The 19,021-nt window shown below is 65.9% G+C and carries 21 protein-coding genes and 1 tRNA gene; 8 read left to right on the forward strand and 14 right to left on the reverse strand.

Features of this window, described 5'->3' with window-relative positions:
• Window positions 1-80: 80 nt before the first annotated feature.
• On the forward strand, window positions 81-578 hold the full coding sequence (locus tag A7E77_RS17835; protein WP_192929999.1) for a hypothetical protein: 498 nt from the start codon (window positions 81-83) through the stop codon (window positions 576-578).
• Here A7E77_RS17835 and mutL read toward each other — a convergent pair.
• On the reverse strand, window positions 487-2,313 hold the full coding sequence (gene mutL, locus A7E77_RS00565) for a DNA mismatch repair endonuclease MutL (protein ID WP_063685148.1): 1,827 nt from the start codon (window positions 2,311-2,313) through the stop codon (window positions 487-489). The two genes, A7E77_RS17835 and mutL, sit on opposite strands and share 92 nt — an antisense overlap.
• A 132-nt stretch (window positions 2,314-2,445) precedes the next feature.
• Here mutL and A7E77_RS00570 point away from each other — a divergent pair, with 132 nt between their 5' ends.
• The 6 genes from A7E77_RS00570 (at window position 2,446) to A7E77_RS00595 (ending at window position 8,353) form a co-directional block, all read left to right on the forward strand.
• Window positions 2,446-3,486, forward strand: coding sequence for a rod shape-determining protein (locus tag A7E77_RS00570; RefSeq protein WP_018250722.1), 1,041 nt, complete (start codon window positions 2,446-2,448; stop codon window positions 3,484-3,486).
• Between the two features lie 55 nt (window positions 3,487-3,541).
• Window positions 3,542-4,420, forward strand: coding sequence for a rod shape-determining protein MreC (mreC, locus tag A7E77_RS00575; protein WP_063685150.1), 879 nt, complete (start codon window positions 3,542-3,544; stop codon window positions 4,418-4,420).
• Between the two features lie 4 nt (window positions 4,421-4,424).
• Window positions 4,425-4,952 carry a rod shape-determining protein MreD gene (gene mreD / locus A7E77_RS00580; RefSeq protein ID WP_017979040.1) on the forward strand — a complete coding sequence of 176 codons (528 nt, stop codon included), beginning with the start codon at window positions 4,425-4,427 and terminating at the stop codon, window positions 4,950-4,952.
• The gene (gene mrdA / locus A7E77_RS00585) at window positions 4,949-7,054 is read left to right on the forward strand and encodes a penicillin-binding protein 2 (RefSeq protein WP_017979041.1); all 2,106 of its coding nucleotides are present in this window, start codon (window positions 4,949-4,951) and stop codon (window positions 7,052-7,054) included. The genes mreD and mrdA overlap by 4 nt, the downstream gene beginning before the upstream one ends.
• Window positions 7,051-8,160 carry a rod shape-determining protein RodA gene (rodA, locus tag A7E77_RS00590; protein WP_063685152.1) on the forward strand — a complete coding sequence of 370 codons (1,110 nt, stop codon included), beginning with the start codon at window positions 7,051-7,053 and terminating at the stop codon, window positions 8,158-8,160. The genes mrdA and rodA overlap by 4 nt, the downstream gene beginning before the upstream one ends.
• A gap of 117 nt (window positions 8,161-8,277) precedes the next feature.
• A tRNA-Lys gene (locus A7E77_RS00595) sits at window positions 8,278-8,353 on the forward strand.
• A 47-nt stretch (window positions 8,354-8,400) separates the two neighbouring features.
• Here the strand turns inward: A7E77_RS00595 and A7E77_RS00600 are convergent.
• From A7E77_RS00600 to A7E77_RS00640, 10 genes are all read right to left on the reverse strand, one after another.
• The gene (locus A7E77_RS00600; protein ID WP_226341786.1) at window positions 8,401-9,612 is read right to left on the reverse strand and encodes a hypothetical protein; all 1,212 of its coding nucleotides are present in this window, start codon (window positions 9,610-9,612) and stop codon (window positions 8,401-8,403) included.
• Window positions 9,613-9,677: 65 nt separating this feature from the next.
• On the reverse strand, window positions 9,678-9,917 hold the full coding sequence (locus A7E77_RS00605) for a hypothetical protein (protein WP_063689587.1): 240 nt from the start codon (window positions 9,915-9,917) through the stop codon (window positions 9,678-9,680).
• Window positions 9,917-10,306, reverse strand: coding sequence for a thermonuclease family protein (locus tag A7E77_RS00610; RefSeq protein WP_226341787.1), 390 nt, complete (start codon window positions 10,304-10,306; stop codon window positions 9,917-9,919). The genes A7E77_RS00605 and A7E77_RS00610 overlap by 1 nt, the downstream gene beginning before the upstream one ends.
• A complete protein-coding gene (locus A7E77_RS00615; protein ID WP_226341788.1) occupies window positions 10,303-10,668 on the reverse strand; it encodes a DUF4326 domain-containing protein in 366 nt (121 codons plus the stop codon). The genes A7E77_RS00610 and A7E77_RS00615 overlap by 4 nt, the downstream gene beginning before the upstream one ends.
• A complete protein-coding gene (locus tag A7E77_RS17590) occupies window positions 10,665-11,012 on the reverse strand; it encodes a hypothetical protein (protein WP_151895436.1) in 348 nt (115 codons plus the stop codon). The genes A7E77_RS00615 and A7E77_RS17590 overlap by 4 nt, the downstream gene beginning before the upstream one ends.
• Window positions 11,013-11,026: 14 nt before the next feature.
• The gene (locus tag A7E77_RS00620; protein ID WP_063685158.1) at window positions 11,027-11,206 is read right to left on the reverse strand and encodes a hypothetical protein; all 180 of its coding nucleotides are present in this window, start codon (window positions 11,204-11,206) and stop codon (window positions 11,027-11,029) included.
• A gap of 210 nt (window positions 11,207-11,416) precedes the next feature.
• Window positions 11,417-12,145, reverse strand: coding sequence for an IS21-like element helper ATPase IstB (istB, locus tag A7E77_RS00625; protein WP_062127353.1), 729 nt, complete (start codon window positions 12,143-12,145; stop codon window positions 11,417-11,419).
• The gene (gene istA / locus A7E77_RS00630; protein WP_078462179.1) at window positions 12,132-13,643 is read right to left on the reverse strand and encodes an IS21 family transposase; all 1,512 of its coding nucleotides are present in this window, start codon (window positions 13,641-13,643) and stop codon (window positions 12,132-12,134) included. Before istA ends, istB begins: the two co-directional genes overlap by 14 nt.
• A gap of 460 nt (window positions 13,644-14,103) precedes the next feature.
• Complete coding sequence (locus tag A7E77_RS00635) at window positions 14,104-14,496, reverse strand: VOC family protein (RefSeq protein ID WP_063685160.1); 393 nt, start codon at window positions 14,494-14,496, stop codon at window positions 14,104-14,106.
• Window positions 14,497-14,507: 11 nt separating this feature from the next.
• Complete coding sequence (locus A7E77_RS00640) at window positions 14,508-14,807, reverse strand: ArsR/SmtB family transcription factor (RefSeq protein WP_063685162.1); 300 nt, start codon at window positions 14,805-14,807, stop codon at window positions 14,508-14,510.
• A gap of 25 nt (window positions 14,808-14,832) precedes the next feature.
• Here A7E77_RS00640 and A7E77_RS00645 point away from each other — a divergent pair, with 25 nt between their 5' ends.
• Window positions 14,833-15,759 carry a PhzF family phenazine biosynthesis protein gene (locus tag A7E77_RS00645; protein WP_226341789.1) on the forward strand — a complete coding sequence of 309 codons (927 nt, stop codon included), beginning with the start codon at window positions 14,833-14,835 and terminating at the stop codon, window positions 15,757-15,759.
• 257 nt (window positions 15,760-16,016) lie between these two features.
• On the opposite strand, the gene A7E77_RS17175 is transcribed toward A7E77_RS00645, so the two are convergent.
• The 3 genes from A7E77_RS17175 to A7E77_RS00655 all read right to left on the reverse strand — a co-directional run bounded on the left by A7E77_RS17175 (window position 16,017) and on the right by A7E77_RS00655 (window position 18,824).
• Entirely contained in the window at window positions 16,017-16,625 is a 609-nt protein-coding gene (locus A7E77_RS17175; protein ID WP_078462180.1) for a gamma carbonic anhydrase family protein, read from the reverse strand.
• 152 nt (window positions 16,626-16,777) lie between these two features.
• Window positions 16,778-17,176, reverse strand: a complete 399-nt coding sequence (locus tag A7E77_RS17180) for a GFA family protein (protein WP_078462181.1) — start codon at window positions 17,174-17,176, stop codon at window positions 16,778-16,780.
• Window positions 17,177-17,306: 130 nt separating this feature from the next.
• Entirely contained in the window at window positions 17,307-18,824 is a 1,518-nt protein-coding gene (locus A7E77_RS00655; protein ID WP_078462182.1) for a M16 family metallopeptidase, read from the reverse strand.
• Window positions 18,825-19,021: the final 197 nt, after the last annotated feature.

Raw genomic sequence — 19,021 nt, forward strand, 5'->3', positions numbered from 1 at the left:
AAAGGTTGCGTGTTCGTGAACGGCCGCCGCCCCGGTGTCACAGGCGAGTCATGTTCCTTTAACCCGGGGCATTAACGTCCATGAAAGTCCGCACCGATATGGACACATTCATGGGTCTGCATTCTCCTGCTCGATTTCGCGTGGAACCGGATACCGCCCGGGGTGTCACCTACATCACTTTGGCGGGATTCTTCCTGTTACCCGACGTCGCCGCCTTCGATCGCGAATGGGCGCAGGCGCATGCCCTTCTGCGCTGCGCGCCCAATGCGCATCTGACGCTCTGCGATATTTCGGACATGAGCATCCAGTCGCAGGATGTCGTCAACGCCTTCACCACCATCGTGCGCGATCCGGTGCGCCAAGGCCGCCGGCTCGCCATGGTCGTCGGCATGTCGCTGTCCCGCCATCAAGCCAAACGCCTCAACCCGCCCGATCGCGAGGGCGTCGCCCATTTCTTCAGCCGTGCGGAAGCGGAAGCCTGGCTGTTCAGCGACGACCGAACAGACGCTCAATATCGCCATGCGCCAGCTTCACCCATGTCGGCCGACCATGGTTACATTGGCCCGAGTGCGGCGTAGCCTCCATCTCGCGCAACAGCGCATTCATCTCGGCGACGCCGAGCACCCTGCCCGCCCGCACCGACCCATGGCAGGCCATCGTACCGGCCACCGCATCCAGCCGCTCGCGTAGCGACAGCGCCTCGTCAAACGCGGCGAGCTCGTCCGCCAGATCGGTGATGAGTCCGGACGGATCGGCCTGACCCAGCAAGGCCGGCGTCGCGCGCACCAGCATCGCCGTCGGCCCGAACCGCTCCAGTTCCAGCCCCAGTTCGGCGAGTTCGCCGATCCGCGATTCGAGGCGGTCGCAGGCAGGCTCGTCCAGCTCGACCACTTCGGGGATCAGCAGCGCCTGTGCCGCCACCCGTCCACCGGCCAGTCCCGCACGCATGCGTTCGAGCACCAGCCGCTCATGCGCGGCATGCTGGTCGACGAGCACCAGCCCATCCTCCGCTTCCGCGACGATATAGGTCCGCGCCACCTGACCGCGCGCGACGCCCAGCGGGTGGGCGACGGTCGACGGCGGCAGCGCATAGGCCGGCTCGGCGCGTGCGGCGGGGGGCGGCGTGACGAACGTGGGGCGGGCATCGTTGACGTAGCGCTGCGCGAACAGCCCCGCGCCGTCCGCCGCTCCGTACGCGCCACCCTCCATCGCCGGCGCGGCCCACGCCTCGCCCGCAACATCGCGCGTGGGATGGGGCACGACCGGCTCCGGCCGCCACATCGCCAGCGCATCCTCCGCCGGCCGCTGCACGCTGCGGTGCCCGGCCGCATCCAGCGCCCGCCGCAGCCCCGACACGATCATGCCGCGCACCATCGCGGGATCGCGAAAGCGCACCTCGGTCTTCGCGGGATGGACGTTCACGTCCACCTCCGCCGGCGGTACGTCGAGGAACAGCGCCACCACGGCATGCCGATCACGCGGCAGCATCTCGGCATAGGCACCGCGGATCGCGCCCATCAGCAGGCGATCGCGCACGGGGCGACCATTGACGAACAGATATTGGTGGTCGGCGACACCGCGATTGTAGGTCGGGATGCTCGCCACCCCGCCCAGCACGATCGGCCCCGAATCGGTCGGCCGCTCCAGATCGATCGTCACCGCATTGTCGGCGAGCGCCCGGTCGGTCAGCCCGGCGACGCGCGCCGGCCGGTCCTCGGCCAGCATCGCGGCGAGCGCGCGGCGGCCGTCATGCTCCAGCGTGAAGGCGATATCGGGCCGCGCCATCGCCAGCCGGCGTACCGTATCGAGACAGGCGGCATATTCGGCGCGGGGCGAGCGCAGGAACTTGCGCCGCGCCGGCACGCGCCCGAACAGATCCTCGACGATCACGCGCGTCCCCGGCGGCAAGGCGGCGGGGCCTTCGCGCGCGACGACGCCATTGTCGACCGTCCGCGCCCAGCCCTCCGCGCCGCGGACGCGGCTTTCGATCGTCAGCCGCGCGACACTGGCGATCGAGGGCAAGGCCTCGCCGCGAAAGCCCATGGTCGTCACATTTTCAATGGCTTCGTCGGGCAGCTTCGACGTCGCATGCCGTTCGAGCGCCAGCGCCATGTCGGCCGGGGCCATGCCACAGCCGTCGTCGACCACCTCGATCCGCGCGAGCCCGCCGTTCGCCAGCATCACCGCGATGCGATTCGCACCGGCGTCGATGGCGTTTTCGACCAGCTCCTTCAACGCGCTGGCGGGCCTTTCCACCACTTCACCGGCGGCGATGCGGTTGACGAGATGTTCGGGCAGACGGCGTATTGACACTGCGCAAGCTCTATACCAAGCGGACGCATCCCGCGAGCCCTACGCAAGACGTGACGAACCTCCTGGCCGACACGGCCTGCGACGGATGAAGCGGTACTTTTTGTGCGTCCCGAACACGGAACCCTGCGCTCCATGGCTCTCCCCCGCTTCTTCAAATTCATGTCCCACGACATGGCGATCGATCTCGGCACCGCGAATACGCTGGTGTACGTCCGCGGGCGCGGCATCGTGCTCAACGAGCCGTCGGTCGTCGCGGTCGAGACGATCAACGGCGTCAAGCGGGTGAAGGCGGTCGGTGACGACGCCAAGCTGATGATGGGCAAGACCCCCGGGTCGATCGAGGCGATCCGCCCGCTGCGCGATGGCGTCATCGCCGACATCGACGTCGCCGAAGAGATGATCAAGCACTTCATCCGCAAGGTCCACGGCCCCCGCAAGTTCGCGCGTTGGCCGGAAATCGTGATCTGCGTGCCGTCGGGCTCGACCAAGGTCGAACGCCGCGCGATCCGCGACGCCGCGTCGAACGCCGGCGCCAGCCAGGTCTATCTGATCGAAGAGCCGATGGCGGCCGCGATCGGCGCCGACATGCCCGTCACCGAACCGATCGGCAGCATGGTCGTCGACATCGGCGGCGGCACCACCGAAGTCGCCGTGCTCAGCTTGCGCGGTCTCGCCTACACCACCTCGGTGCGCGTCGGCGGCGACAAGATGGACGAAGCGATCGTCAGTTACGTCCGCCGCAACCACAACCTGCTGATCGGCGAAGCCACCGCCGAACGCATCAAGCAGGAAGTCGGCATCGCCCGCCCGCCGGTCGACGGCATCGGCAAGATCATCCACATCAAGGGCCGCGACCTCGTCAACGGCGTGCCCAAGGAGATCCAGATCAACCAGGGCCAGATCGCCGAAGCCCTGAGCGAGCCGGTCGCAACGATCGTCGAGGGCGTGCGCGTCGCGCTGGAAAACACCGCGCCGGAACTGGCGGCGGACATCGTCGACCAGGGCATCGTGCTGACCGGCGGCGGCGCGCTGCTCGAAGGGCTCGACGAGGTGCTGCGCGACGAGACCGGCCTGCCGGTGACCGTCGCCGAGGACCCGCTGACCTGCGTCGCGCTCGGCACCGGCCGCGCGCTGGAGGATCCGATGTTCCGCGGCGTGCTGCAAACCGGCTGAGCGCCCGCAACGACGTAACGGCTGACCCACACTTACAGGACGGGGGACCCGGCGCATGGCGCCTGCCCGCGACCGTCGCACCGGTTTTTCGCGGCGACGGCAATATTCGACGTTCATCGGCTACGTGCTCGCGGTGGCGGGCGCGGTGGTGGGGGCCGTGTTGCTCGTCGTGTCAACGGTCCACCCGCCGGCGTTCGGCACGGCGCGCATGGCGGTGGCGAGCGTCACCGCACCGATCGCCGGCGTACTCGACGCGGGGGTGGATGCCGTCGCCTCCGTGCCGCGCGCGATCGGCACGTGGATCGGCGTGCATGGCGAGAATGCGCAGCTTCGCGCCGAAGTCGCGCGCAGCCGCGCACTGCTCACCCGCGCGCGGATCATCGCCTATGACAACCGCCGCCTGCGCGCGCTGCTGCGCGTCCGCGACCGCACGCCGGAAGTCGTCATAGCCGCGCGCCTCGTCGGATCGACCGCCAGCAGCGGGCGACGCTTCGCGCTGCTCAACGCCGGGCGCTTGCAGGGCGTGCAGCCCGGCATGCCGGTGCGCGGGCCGGATGGCCTCGTCGGCCGCGTCCTCGAATCCGGGCCGATCGCCGCGCGCGTGCTGCTGATCACCGATCCGGAAAGCCTCGTCCCCGTCCGCCGCACCCGCGACGGCGTCGCCGCGATCGCGGCGGGCCGCGGCGACGGGCGCGTCGATATCCGCTCGGTCGACGCGACCAACGTGCGCTTCAACCGTGGCGACATGTTCGTGACCTCGGGCACGGGCGGCCTGTACGCGCCCGGCGTTCCGGTGGCGCAGGTCGATCGCAACGGCATGGACAGCGTTGTCGCAACGCCGTTCATGGCGCCCGATGCGCTGGATTTCGCGGTGGTCGAGCGCCCCTACGTCCCGATGCCGCCGCCCCCGCCGGCCCGCCCGGCGGTGCCGTGATCCGGTGACGACGCGCAATTCGATCGACTATCGGCCCTTCCAGGCGCCGCTGCCCCCCGGGCGGGCCCGCGCGCTCCCCTGGGTCAGCGTATTGGCGGCATCGACGCTGACCGCCATCGTGCCGGTGGTCGCCAGCCTGCCGCTGATGCCGCCGCTGGGGCTGATCCTGCTGCTCAGCTGGCGCCTGCTCGCGCGCTTCGCACTGCGCCCCTGGGCCGCGGCGCCGCTCGGCCTGTTCGACGATCTGGTGAGCGGTCAGCCACTGGGGTCGGCAATGCTGTTGTGGTCGCTCTGCTTTATCGCGATCGAATTGATCGAGCAGCGCCTCGTCACCCGCGATTTCTGGCAGGACTGGCTGATCGCCAGCGGCGCGATCGTTTTTTGCACCGCAATCGGCCGCTGGATCGCGGTTCCCATCGGCGCGCACGTCGATACTGTGCTATTGGCACAGACCATGATCTCCGTGATGCTGTTCCCCCTGTCGGCCCGTCTGGTCGCCTGGATCGATCGCAAGCGAGGGCCGACCGCGTGAAGCGTTCCTCCCGGATCGTCACCGAAGCGATGCAGGCATACAGCTTCTCGCGCCGGGCGTGGCTGCTCGGCACCGCGCAGGGCGCGGTCGGCGTCATGCTCGCCGGCCGCATGGGCTATCTCGCGATCGCCCAGAACGAGAAGTACAACCTTCTGGCCGAAAGCAACCGCGTCAACCTGACGATGATCCCCCCGCGGCGCGGCTGGATCGTCGATCGTCATGGCGCCGCCATCGCCGACAATCGCACCGATTTCCGTGTCGATATCATCCCCGATCGGCTGGAGGGCGGCGATGCGGGTCGCGACCGCGTGCTCGCCCGGCTCGCCACGCTGCTCGACCTGCCGCCCGACGAGGTCGAGCGGATTCGCATCGACTTGAAGGGGGCGGCGGGCTTCCAGCCGGTGCAGGTGGCGGAAAACATCAGCTGGGATCGCTTCGCCGCGATCAGCCTGCGCCAGCCCGAACTGCCCGGCGTCGCGCCGACGCGCGGCTTTGCGCGCAACTATCCCGCCGGCGCTGCGGTCGCGCACCTGACCGGCTATGTCGGCGCGGCGAACGCCGAACAGTATAAGAAGACGCACGACCCCCTGCTCGTCACACCGGGTTTCAAGCTCGGCAAGGATGGCCTTGAAAAGCAGCTGGAAAGTGAACTCCGCGGCACGCCGGGCGCGAAGCGTGTCGAAGTCACCGCACGTGGCAAGGTCGTCGCCGAACTGCCCACCCGTGCCGACGTCCCCGGCAAGACGCAGAAGCTGACGATCGACGCCGGGCTGCAGGAATATGCCGCGCGCCGGCTCGGCACCAATTCGGGCTCGGCGGTGGTGATCGACTGTCGCACGGGTGAAATGCTGGCGATGGTGTCGATGCCCGCCTACGATCCGAACAGCTTCTCGGACGGCATCAGCCATCTCGAATGGAAGATGCTGTCGGACAACGATCACGTCCCCTTGATGAACAAGGTGACGCAGGGGCTGTATCCGCCGGGATCGACGGTGAAGCCGATGAACGGTCTCGCGCTGCTCGCCGCGGGCGTCGGCGCGCATGACCGCGTCGTCTGCTCGGGCGCGATGCGCGTCGGCACCGGCGTCTTCCACTGCCACAAGCGCGGGGGCCACGGTCCGCTCGACCTGAAGGGCGCGATCGAGCAGAGCTGCGACATCTATTTCTACGAAATGATCCGCCGTGTCGGCTACGACAAGATCGCCCCGATCGCGCGGATGATGGGGCTGGGGCAGAAGTTCGATCTGCCGCTGGCGACGCAGCGTTACGGCACGGTGCCAGATTCCGAATGGAAGCTGCGGAAATACAAGACGAAATGGACCGTCGCCGACGGTTTGAACGCGTCGATCGGCCAGGGCTATGTGCTCGCCAACCCGTTGCAGCTTGCCGTCATGGCCGCGCGGCTCGCGTCGGGGCGCGCGTTGCAGCCGAGCCTGCTCTCGCATCACGTCCACCTCGACGCACCGGCGCTGCCGCTCGCTTCGGAGCATCTCGCGATCGTGCGCGACGCGATGTACGGCGTGGTGAACCAGGGCGGCACCGGCGGCGCGGCGCGGCTGCTGATCCCCGGCGTCGCCATCGCGGCGAAGACGGGCACCGCCCAGGTCCGCCGCATCACCATGGCGGAACGGCGCGCGGGCGTGCTCAAGAACGGGCAATTGCCCTTCAAGCTGCGCGACCACGCTTTGTTCGTCTGCTTCGCCCCCGCCGACAATCCCCGCTACGCCGCCGCGGTCGTGCTCGAACACAATGGCCACACCGTCCGCAATCTCGACACGCCGATGATCGGCCGCGACATCATGACGTGGCTGTTCGATCGCGACCGCGCGATGAAGAGCCTCGCCGACGTCGAACCCACTTGGGGCGGCGACATCAAGACGCGCATGGCCGCCGAAGCCGCCGCCTATCGCGCCGCCCAGGCGCCGCAGCCCGCCGCCAACGCCACCAAAACCGATTCCACCGTCCCCAGCGATTCGGACGCGGTGGAGGCGGCGACCGATCTCGCCAATGCGACGCAGGCGGCGATGGGCCCCGCCGTCGCCAACGGCGACGTGCCGAGCGATACCGACTCCCCCGACGACGCTGCGGGCAACACGCAGTGAGCCGTGGCCATCTGATCCCCGATCCGATCGCGCGGCTGCCCTGGCGGGTCATTTTGCTGATTATTGCGATCGGCACCTTCGGCCAGATCGTACTCTATTCCGCCGCAGGCGGCTCCCTACAACCTTGGGCGCTGTCGCAGGGCATTCGCTTCTTCATCCTCCTCGGCATGGCGCTGGCGGTCTCCTACGTGCCCGAACGCGTCTGGCGATCGGCGGCGTTGCCCGCTTATGTGGTGATCGTCATCGCGCTGGTGCTCGTGGAATTGGTCGGCGCGGTGCGCGGCGGTAGCCAGCGCTGGCTCGACGTCGGCATCAAGTTGCAACCGTCCGAATTCATGAAGCCCGCCATCGTGCTGGCCTGCGCGCGCTTCTACGACATGCTGCCGCCGGGCGAGACGCGGCGCTTCGGCGCGATCTGGCCCGCCTGCCTGTTGATCGGCATTCCCGCCGCGCTCATCGCCAAACAGCCCGATCTCGGCACCGCACTGATGGTTACCGGCGGCGGCATCGCGGTGATGTTCCTGGCGGGTGTTCCGATGCGCCTGTTCGTCGGTGGCGCGCTCGGAATCGCGGTCGCAGGCCCCCTCGCCTTCCAATATGCGCTGCACGACTATCAGCGAAATCGCATCCTCATCTTCCTCGATCCCGAAAGCGACCCCCTCGGCACCGGCTATCACATCAGCCAGTCCAAGATCGCGATCGGTTCGGGCGGGCTGTGGGGCAAGGGCTTCCTCAACGGCACGCAGAGCCACCTCGACTATCTGCCCGAAGGCCACACCGACTTCGTCTTCGCAACGATGGCCGAGGAATGGGGCCTCGTCGGCGGCTGCCTGCTGATCCTCGCCTTCCTGCTCGTGATCCGCTGGGGCGTGAACGTCGGCCAGCAGGCGAACACGCGCTTCGCCCGCCTCACCGCCGCAGGCCTCGCCACGACGATCTTCTTCTACGTCGCGATCAACCTGTCGATGGTGATGGGCCTGGCACCGGTCGTCGGCATTCCCTTGCCCCTGGTCAGTTTCGGCAGTTCTGCCCAGCTTACCGTGCTGTTTTGCCTGGGCATTCTGATGTCGATCGACCGCGAAAATCGCCGCCGCGTTCGCTGGTAAGCGAAAAAATCCGCCGCAACGCAAAAAAGGGTTTGCACGATCCGAAACGCCTGCTAATTGGCCGCCTCCCGACGGGGCCGGCGCCTCTCCAAAGCGCCACCAAACAGGCCAGGTCATGGACGCATAGCTCAGTTGGTAGAGCAGCTGACTCTTAATCAGCGGGTCCTTGGTTCGAGCCCAAGTGCGTCCACCACCCTCCACCGCAGAGAACAGCCGTTTTCCACAGCGGCGGAGCCATGTCTAATCGACATGTTCCGATCGGTCTTCCGACAAATCCTCTCCCAATTTGATGACGTGAGCGCGCCGCGCGGCAGCGATTTCTCGCGCCTTGTCAGCTGTCGCCTTGTTGTAGATTCGGGTGACGTCGAGCGTCGCGTGGCCTGAGATTGGCCGCACGTCGGCGCTGACCGAGCCAACCTCGGTGATGCCGCCATGGCGGAAGCCAGTGAACGTCATGTCCTTCGGCAGCCCGGCATTGTCGCAGATCGCGCGGTGGACCGACGACATGCGCCGCTCCTTGTATTTCTTGCCGCTGCGCTCCTCGACGACGATCGTGTCGCCGACGATCGGCGTGCGCGCCAGCTCCGCCTCGAGGTCGGGGTACAGGTGGACGCCCTCGCCCGCGACGTCGATCATGAGCGGCAACACCACAGCATTGCCGGTCTTCGACTGCACGAGCGAAATCTGATCGCCAGGCGAATAGCCCGACCACGCGATGCCGCGGTGCTCCACGCCCTCGGCATCCTCGAACCCGAACACGTCCCAGACGCGCTGGCAGCATTCGAACGCGAGCGCGGCGGCGGTCGCCATCGATTGATAGCCCATCTCGCGCGCAGTGGCCCGGTAGAGGTCGTATTCCGGCCTCGTGGTGGCGCGGTTGCCCTTGGCGGCGGTGCTCTTCAGTCCCATGCCCGCGAACGGGTTCTCCTTCACGCCAGTGACGCGGTGATGTCGCGCCGCCCAGGTCCACACCAGCCTGCACACCTGCATGGCATAGGTCGCTTGTCGCTCGCCGCGCTCGCGCAGCTTTTTGTAGAGCTTATCGGCGACGCCGGCGTCGACCCGGTTCGCCATGCGCTGCCCCAGCGGCGCTGAGCCGGCCTTCGGCTCGAACGCCGCCAGCATGTCCATCAGCTTCCGGTAATCGGCGCGCGTCTTCGCCGCGTTCTTCTTGAACCGGTCCTGCTCACGATACCACGCGAACAGCCAGCCGACGGTGCCCTTCGCCAGCGTCGCCCCGCCCTCGCCCGTGCGCCAGGTCGCAAGGACTTGGTTCAGCGCTTCGCCCTTGGTGATCGCCGCGGCGAGATCGGAGCCGAGCGGCTGGCTGGTGATCGACAGGCGGCGACCATCGCGAACCGCGGGGGTCGTGGTGCCGTCGGCGTTGCGCGTCGGGCGCGCCCATGGCGGCAGTTCGAAATAATACGCCTTCGCGCCGCCAGCGGCCTTCACCGGTCTGACGTATGCCGGCAACCGGACCCAGCCCGGCGGACGCTTTGTAGCGGACGGACGGGCCATCAGTCGTCGAACTCGATTGGATCGCTAACGCCACCCGCGCCGAACAGAAGTTCGAGCGCCGCGTCGAGATCAGTGCGCGGCACGATCGATGCGCCCCGCGGACCCCGTGGGGCGAACCGCACCAATCCGCGGCTTTCCCATTCGCGCATCTGCGAATCGGCCACGCCGGTATAGGCCAGCGCCAGGTCGCGGCTCATCGCCGCGGGCCAATGCGGCAGCTTCTCCAGCGCCATGCCCATCAGCGGCACTCCCCCATTCCATATTCGCGCCAGTACCGATCCCAGCGGACGGCGGCGCCGGCGGCGATCGCCGCGCAGCTGAGCGAGCGGCCGTCGGGCAGCGTGCAGCGTGCCACGATGCGGCTGTAGCTGCGGCCGGTCGGCTGGCAGATCAGACGGCGGCCGAGCGTCAGACGCGACACGATCTGCTGCGATCTGCGGGCCGCGACGTCATTGCAGGTATATGCCGTGCGGCGCGCAGCCGGGCGGCGGCACGGGGCGGCATCTTCGAAGTCTGGCGCCTGGATGCCCGCAACGCGGACCTTCTCGCCCGATCTACACCACAGCGGCCCGTCCCCGTCATGGACGCGCACGACCTCACACTCGAACGGCGGAAGCTGCGGCATCATGGCTGCTGCTCCTTCAGGAGGGCTGGGCCGTTCGCCAATTCGAGCAGCACGTCAGCATGGCACGGTGCATCCAAGGCGCACCAGCAGGCGAGGTTCTTGCCACGCAGCTTGCCGATCGCAGACCGATATAGCGCCCGGTGCAGACTCCCCTCCGGCTGGTTCAGACCCTCCAACATATCCGCGCGGAATTTGGCGACGCACTCGGCTGCGGTGCCGTCAATGCCGACGATATTCTGATTCCCGTATCGGGTCGGCCGCGCGACCGACACCGTATTCGCCGGCATCCGCCAGCCCTTCTTTCGCGATAGCTGCACGCGGCGGGGTGCGCAGATCGCGGGCACGTCGGGGGTCATGGGCGTCATGCGAACATGTCCTGTATGCCGAGTGCCTCTCGGGCACGCTGTTGGATACCGGCGCGGCGCATGGGCGCATCGTACCGGTTATGGCACTGTTGGCAGGCGTGAAACATGCGATCGATGCTGGTTTCTTCCAGCGGAACGCCATGCTCATGCGCAAGCGTAAGCACGACCTTGGATCCGGTCGACGGGTGCGGCTGCCCGTTGATTGCCGAGCAACGACCTCCTTCGTGATCTAAGCCACACCGCCCGTCGCATTCGCAACGGCCGCCGCTACGCTCACCAGCCGCGGCAACCATCGCCTTCCACGTCTTCGGATACCGGCTGCGGTTTTCAGGACGGATCGGCATTGCCCACCCCCTTCTCATTGTCCATTGGGCGTGTCCCGGATGGAGGGGTCATGCGGCATCTGCGGAACGATGCGGACGGCAAGCTGCGTCAGGTGCGCACCGTCCGGTAGGCTCGGTATATCCTCGATGCGCCGCTCAGCCCAATCGATACGGCTTTCGGCCACGACACCACGCGCGCCGCCCATGCCCTGCATGCAACTCAGGCCCTGTCCGCGGTGGACGATGATATGCTGTCAATCGGCGTCCAAAAAGGACCCCCTATCGGCGTGCAAAAGGGACCCCCTTCGTCGAGCAGCGTAACGGGTATGACGGGCGCACTGTTCGTGCTGGTTGCGGCGTAGGGCGGGCGTAGCCCGACCGGAGGCGCAACCAGCACGAAGCGTTCTCTGCCGGTGCCCCAGGCTTCAGCTTCGATGTTTGAAGCGCCAGCTGTCGTTGCCGGTTTCGACGATGTCGCAATGGTGGGTAATGCGGTCGAGCAGCGCGGTGGTCATCTTGGGGTCGCCAAAGACGGTCGGCCACTCACCAAAGGCCAGGTTGGTGGTGACGATGACCGAGGTCTTCTCGTAGAGCTTGCTGACGAGGTGGAAGAGCAGTTGACCGCCCGAGCGTGCAAACGGCAGGTAGCCAAGCTCGTCGAGCACCACGAGATCGAGGCGCGAAAGCTGGGCCGCCAGCGTGCCGGCCTTGCCGAGGCGCGTTTCCTCCTCGAGCCGGTTCACCAGGTCCACTGTGTTGAAGTAGCGTCCGCGGGCGCCGGCTCGTACCACATTGGCAGTGATGGCGGTGGCGAGATGCGTCTTGCCGGTACCCGTTCCACCGACCAGCACGACGTTGCGTTGGCCCGGAAGAAACGAGCCGCTGTACAGCGAGCGCACCAGTCCCTCGTTGATGGGAGTGTCGCCGAAGACGAAGGCGTCGAGGTCCTTCACCGCGGGTAACCTGGCGGCCGACATCCGGTAACGGACCGAGGCTGCATGGCGGTGCGTCGCCTCGGCACGCAGCAGGTCGGTCAGGACCTCCATGGTCGTGCGCTTGCGCTGGAGACCGGTAGTGACCGCCTCGTCGAAGGCGCCAGCCATGCCCTTCAGCCCCAACTCGGCCATGGCCGTCATCATCTCATGCCGCTGCATGGAGACCTCGCAGGCTGTCATAGCGGTTGCAGTCGGCACGGGGCGGATGGCGCAGCGCCAGATCTTCTGGCGTGACAATAGTCAGCGGTCGCGGCGGTTCGCGCCGGCGGGCCAGGATGTTGACGATGACGTCGTCGCTGGCGACGCCGGCCAGCAATGCTTCGCGCACGGCCACTTCTACCGCCTCCAGCCCGTCGTCGAGCACCGCTGCCAGCACCCGCACGAACCGCCGGTCGGCATCGTCGCCGGTGCCAAGCTTGCGCCGCAGTCGTGCCAGCGCAGGCGGCAACTCCCAGCCCTGGAACGGTGCGCCGTTGCGCAGGGCACCCGGCTTGGTCACCAGCACCGGCAGATAGTGCCACGGGTCGTAGATGGTCCGGTCGCGGCCGAAGAACCGGGGATGGTCGGCGACGACTTCACCGTCGCAGCGCACGACGATGCGGTCGGCATAGGCGCGGACCTGGACGGCACGTCGCACCACCCTGGCAGAAACGGAATAGCGGTTGCGGTCGAAGCTGATGAGGCATGTGCCGCTTACCGCATGCTCGCTCTCGTGGAAGCCGTCGAAGGGTGCGACAACAGGCTGGAGCACCGCCCGTTCTGCTGCCCATGCCTGGGCGACTGTCAGCTCCTTCTGCTCGGGATGCTGGTGCAACTCTGCCCAGCGCCGACACTCCGCCTCCAGCCAGCCGTTCAACTCCTCGAGGCCGGTAAATCGCAGGCGCGGCTGGAAGAAGCGACCGCGTGCGGTCTGCACCTGGTTCTCGACCTGACCTTTCTCCCAGCCCGACGCCGGCGAGCAGGCGGTCGGCTCGACCATGTAATGGTTGGCCATGACCAGGAAGCGACGGTTGAAGACCCGCTCCTTGCCGGTGAACACGCTCGTCACCGCCGTCTTCATGTTGTCGTAGATGCCGCGCGTCGGCACGCCTCCGAAGAAAGCAAACGCCCGTGCATGCGCGTCGAACAGCATCTCCTGTGTCTCGCGGGGATAGGCCCGCACATACATTGCCCGCGACGCGCACAGCCGGACATGCGCGACCTTCACGCGCATCGGCTTGCCCGAGATCTCGACGTCCTCGTGGCTCCAGTCGAACTGGTAAGCCTCGCCCGGCCGGAACAGCAGCGGGATGAACGCCGGCGCATTCATCACGTCGCGACGCTGCGCCTGCCGCCAGCGCGCCGCATAACGGCGAACCGCGTCGTACGAGCCATCGAACCCCTCGCGTAGCAGCAGGTCGTGGATGCGCGTGAGGCGCAGCTTCTCGCGCCGCGGCCGTGCCTCATCTTCCTCCAGCAACGCATCCAGTCGCGCCTGAAACGGCCCCAGCTTCGGCAGCGGCTGCACCTCTCGCCGATAACCCATGTCCGCTTCCGGCGCCCGGATCGCCTTGCGCACCACCTTGCGCGACAGGTGCAGGTCCCGCGCTATCGCCTTGATGGCCTTGCCCGACGCGTGCTCGCGCCGGATCCTCAACACCGTCTCCAATACCAGCATCCCGATCTCGCCGCCTGACACACCGCCAAGCGAACAGCCTAGAACACCAGGATGAGGGGTCCCTTTTCGACGCCGATCACCCCGCTAACGGGGTCCCTTTTCCACGCCGATCCACACGTTCTCGATCTCGGAGCCCTTCCCGCGCGGCCGTCATGTAGAGGGCGTGCCCTCGGGCGACTGTCATCTCCGCCCGTGCCGCCGCATCGCAGGCGGCTGACTCACGACAACCGGCGCAAACTTTATGCTGCCGGGTTACCTATTGCATCTACCATGATCACCGGACACCAAGCGGCGCGCTACGACGGGGTTGACCCAATTGCGGTCATTCGTGGCCTCGTTTCGGTTCCCCAACTTCCGCCATTCATTCACGTTGGCGGCGGAGCAGCCGCTGACCCTCCCCGCTTCCGTTCGGCATTCCCAAAAACGACCGAGAAATGGGAAGAAAAACCGTTCTCGAAACTCACCCGCGATGCACGAGATGAATCTTGTTACCGTCGGGATCGCGCAGGTAGGCACCGAAATAGTCGGGGCCATAGTGCGGGCGCGGACCCGGCGGCCCTTCGTTCACGCCGCCCTGTCGCAGCCCGCCGGCATAGGCATCTTCGACGGCTTCGGGCGAAGGAGCCAGGAACGCCACCATACCGCCGTTGGCGGCGGAGCAGGGACGGCCGTCGAACGGCCGATAGGTATAGAAGCGAGGCAAGTTCACGCCCGGTATATGCCAGCATCGTGACGGTGGTCCTCCATCCGGCACTACGTCTCGCTGAACCAGTCCCAACGGTGCCAGCACCGCATCGTAGAAGACTGCGGCGCGATCGAGGTCGCTTACCCCGACCGTGACATGGCTGAACATCGACACCTCCTTCAGATCGTTTCTACGATCGACGCAATCGAGGCGAGCTTCTCATCATCGTGTCGGTGGAAGGTCCTTTGCCGGATGCGCTTGGCAGTCACGAGGCCGCTCGCCTGTAGCACCGGCAGATGTTCGCCTCGCGTCGGGGCGTTCACACCCAGCTTGTCGGCGATGAACTGACCGCACACGCCATCCTCCACCAGATCGCCGATGCGCTGCGGCAGGAATTGTGCGACCGGGTCTCGCGACCAACGGAGGTTTTGCAGGCGGCGTTCGTTGCCGAGGGCCCGGAAAAGATCGGTGTCGCTCATTGATCGTCGGTTTGCCAATCAACGAATGGCTGTCAATCATGTGGCGAATCGTAGCAGGATCGCCATGCCTACCTTGCCCTTCTTCACCGCCGACGTGTTCACGACGATGCGCTTCGGCGGCAACCCGCTGGCGGTGGTCTTGGGCGGCGAGACGCTGGATACGCTGACGATGCAGACGGTCGCGGCCGAGTTTAATCTGAGCGAGACCACCTTCGTCCTGCCACCCTCCGATCCGGCGTACACGGCGCACGTCCGTATCTTCAACCGGACAGCCGAGATGACGTTCGCCGGGCATCCGATGGTCGGCACGGCCTTCATTCTCGCCCGCCGCGACCCCACCCTAGACGAGGCGACGTTCGAGATCGCGGCCGGACTCGTTCGCATACGGATTGCGCGGGACGAAGCCGGCACCGCAATCGGCGCGGCCATCACGACGCCGCAGCCGCTGACGACGGGGGAGACGTTGCCGCCCGAGCTGATCGCCGGCGTCCTGCGGCTCAATCCCGGCGATGTGGTGACGACGACCCACCCGCCGATCGCCGCCTCGAACGGCAACACCTACGTCATCGCCGAACTGACTGCCGACGCCTTGGCCCGTTGCTCGCCGGACATCGACGCCTTTCGGGCGGCACTGTCAGCGCATCCGCAGCAAGGCAATCGCTTCTCCGTCCACGTCTATAGCCGTGAAGGCGATACGCTGCGCGCCCGCATGTTCGCGCCGCTGGTTGGTACATGGGAAGATCCGGCGACCGGCAGCGCCAACGCCCCGCTCGCGTGCCTGCTGCTGTCCATCGACGCGGCGAGGGAAGCAGCGACCTTCACCATCCATCAGGGGGTGGAGATGGGACGACCAAGCCTTCTTCGGGTCGATGCACGGCGCACGCCGGCCGGGATCATGGCGACGCTACACGGCCACTGCGTGCCCGTTATGGCGGGGGAGATTAGCCTATAACGGCAACGTATCGGATCGAGCCCATATCACCTTCTGGCGACAGAACGATCCCCCCCTATTCCGACGCCGTGAGGATCGGCGACCTGCTGACGCTGTCGGGCAGATTCGTGCCCGGCATGCGCCCACACCGTGACGGGGGGTCGCCGTCCGGCACTACCTCCCGCCGAGCCAGTCCCAACGGTGCTAGCACTAAATCGTAGAAGGCTGCGGCACGATCGAGGTCGCTCACTCCGATCAGGACATGGCCGAACTGCGCCTCAGCCCATGATCTTATCAGGATCATGACCGCGCCGAAGCGCAGCCGCATAGCGTGGCATCACATCGGGCATGATCGTCTGCCCTTCAGGAGGACGCTCCACACCAAATACAAATCGTGGAAAGTCGAGTTGCTTCTGTACGGCCCAAATTTCGTCATGAGCTTCGGGAGGCAATATACGGGCTGGGTCACCTACCGCGATCCAGCCAAGGGGCACGGTCGCGTTGGCTGGAAGAACCGTTCGGAGATGGACTATGCCGTTGATCCTCACTTCGGCACCGCGACCGATTACCGCGCCATTGAACACGGTGCTGCCGGTCGCAAGGAAAGCCTCATCGTCAATCGAACACCCGGTGAGGTAAGCCCGCGGCCCGACCAACACATTGTCGCCGAGTGTGAGCGGGCTTCCTTTGACCCCCCGCAGGACGGCGGTGTCCATGATGATACAATTCGAGCCGATGCGGATGGGGCCACTCTCGGCGGTCAACACCGCGCCGAAGCCTATGGAACAGTTTGGACCGATAGCCACATCGCCGCAGATAACGGCAGTCGGCGCGACCCGCGCAGTTTGATGGACCCGTGGCTGTACGCCGGCATGTTCGATCTGCATTACCACCCCGTTGATACCGTCCTCGACTACGAACCTCTATTAGGTACGCCAAAGCGTGTCTTTCCGAACGTCCCCGATCAAGCGCTATCAGGCCCTTGTTGCCGAATATCTAAGGAGGCGGCGCTTTCCCACGAGGATCGCGTTTCGGAAAGTTACCCTCGCCCCTTGGGGAAATGCTGCACATCAGCGGGCACAGTAACCCAGCGATGCATCGTCTGCTCCCATACCGACCGAACGGGTGGCGGAAAATCAGGATCAGCGACCGTGCCGACCGCAACGCCAATCACGGTCGGGTGCTTGCCCGCCCGTGCATAGACAGTTGATCCGCATGTCGGGCAGAAGAACGTCTCGAAGGTGTTACCCTCATCAGTAGGCCGCTCATAGCCTTGAGCTTCTCCGACGATGGTCAGTTGATCGGCGGGATAATAGGCCAACAAGCCGAAGGGCGATCCGGTGCGCCGCTGGCAGGCGGTGCAATGGCACGCGACGACGGCGGGCGTGGGGCCAGGAAGCTCGACCATTAGTCGGCTGCACTGACACTCTGCTTTCATGAATGGCTCCTTTGGCAACAACGATAAGCCCGTCCTGCCTTCCCGCAAACGATGGTAAACCGGGAATGTCGTCGGCTTCCCAAAAGCTCGTTGTGATGCGGTTATGGGAAAGGAAGACACCTGATTTCCATCACCGCACCTTGCAAGCAGGAGCGGAACCTGTCCCATTTGCCGCAATTCGGATCGCGGAGATCGGGTCGGCGATCAAGGCCAATTCAGGCGCTTCCACGCGCAAATGCTCCACGCCGCTGCGCCACTGCCGACGCCACCATTTGCTTCCGGAACGCGCGTCCGTTTGCGGCATCATCGCGCGCGCATAGCGCAGCAGTTCATCGGGTGGGATCAGGTTGCGGCTATCGGCAAGTGCGTGGGAGAGGTCTTTCGCCACGTCGAGGTTCGACGCCCTTGGCACTTCTGCTGCGCGAAGCACCAAATCCGACAGCAGGTTCTGTTTGGCCGTGGCCCATTCGCTCGCGGTGAAGCCGGATGCGGCGAGATCGCACGTCGTATCCTTCAAACCTGCGATTGCCCCCCGCCATGCGCCGTCGGTGAAGTTATCCCACAGCATGATCTGGCGTTGACCCTGTTCACCGTTCTCGATGAACATGCCGACCTTGCCACCTGGACTGTCAGGCTGAAGCGCGCGGAGCCGATTGTTCACGGCACGCGTGACGAGGAGGTCCATCACTTCGGCCCGTGCCTGGCTGTTTCGCGACGAAGGAGGCGCCGGGGTCGGCATGACGACGGTCACCAGCGCGGTTCGGCGTCCTTGCGGAAGCGCTGAGATGCTGACGGGACGAATGCGATCACGCCGAAAAGTCGGAAACGCTGCCTGGCGTGGTTCAGGTGCCATCGGCTTCCAATCGCCGAAACGCTTCTCGATCAACGCCCTCGCTTCATCGGCCGTCACGTTGCCGACCACCACGATCATCATCTTCTGGGGACGATATAGCCGCCGATACAAGCCGCGAATGGTATCGATGCTAGCGGTCGGCACGTCGTCCGAGTTCTGCGCGTCGATCACGTCGTTCGGCGAGCAGGGCGCTATCGCCGCGATATAGCTCGCATAGATGTCGTTACCGAGCTTCTTGTCCGCCATTTCTCGCATGACCTCGCCACGCGACGCATCGACGGCATCGGCACGAAAGGTCATCTCCGTGGCTGCATCCTTGAACAGGGCCAGCAAGGTGTCCAGATCACCGGGGGCCGTGGTTCTGGTCGAGAGATAATAGTTCGTTTCCCGCCATGATGTGGAACCTGCATTCGGTGCCGGTAAAGTCAGTGGAACGCCGATCCGCCTCAGGTGATCGAATTCGTCTGGCGCACCGGCCACGGGGCTATGAAAGACGATGTGTTCGATCAGATGCGCCAATCCCCGCTCGCCGGGGCGATGCTCGGCGATGAAGCCGCCTTCGTTGCGCATCAGCAGCGCGACACCCGGCTCGCTGCCCCGTCGAGGAAGAATCGCAAAGCGGACGCCGTTGCTGAGTCGGCCGATGACGGGGGTTCCCCAATCGGATAGCTGGTTGGCAGGGGCCGAAACGCGACGGTCCGAAGCTGGCGCCTGGTCAGCAGGTATCCCCAAGAGCAATAGAGTAGATAGGGGAATAGCGATCGAGCGAGTCCACTCTTGGCTGTACCAGCGCATTTGCAATGCCTACTCCGCTGCCGTTGCGTTGCTTGCGTCAGTTCGCTGATCGATCCGACCGGAACATTTGCTGCGATGCATTTGCGGCAGCATGGTGACGAGCAGCTACGAACGGAGCGTGGAACGTTCCTAAAACGAAGGTGCGCCAGGACGGCAAAGGCAGGATCAATCTTTAAAGCGTGTCAGCGGAGCCGTTT

Source organism: Sphingomonas sp. NIC1, assembly GCF_001638925.1.
In the GTDB taxonomy this organism is placed as follows: Bacteria; Pseudomonadota; Alphaproteobacteria; order Sphingomonadales; family Sphingomonadaceae; genus Sphingomonas; species Sphingomonas aquatilis.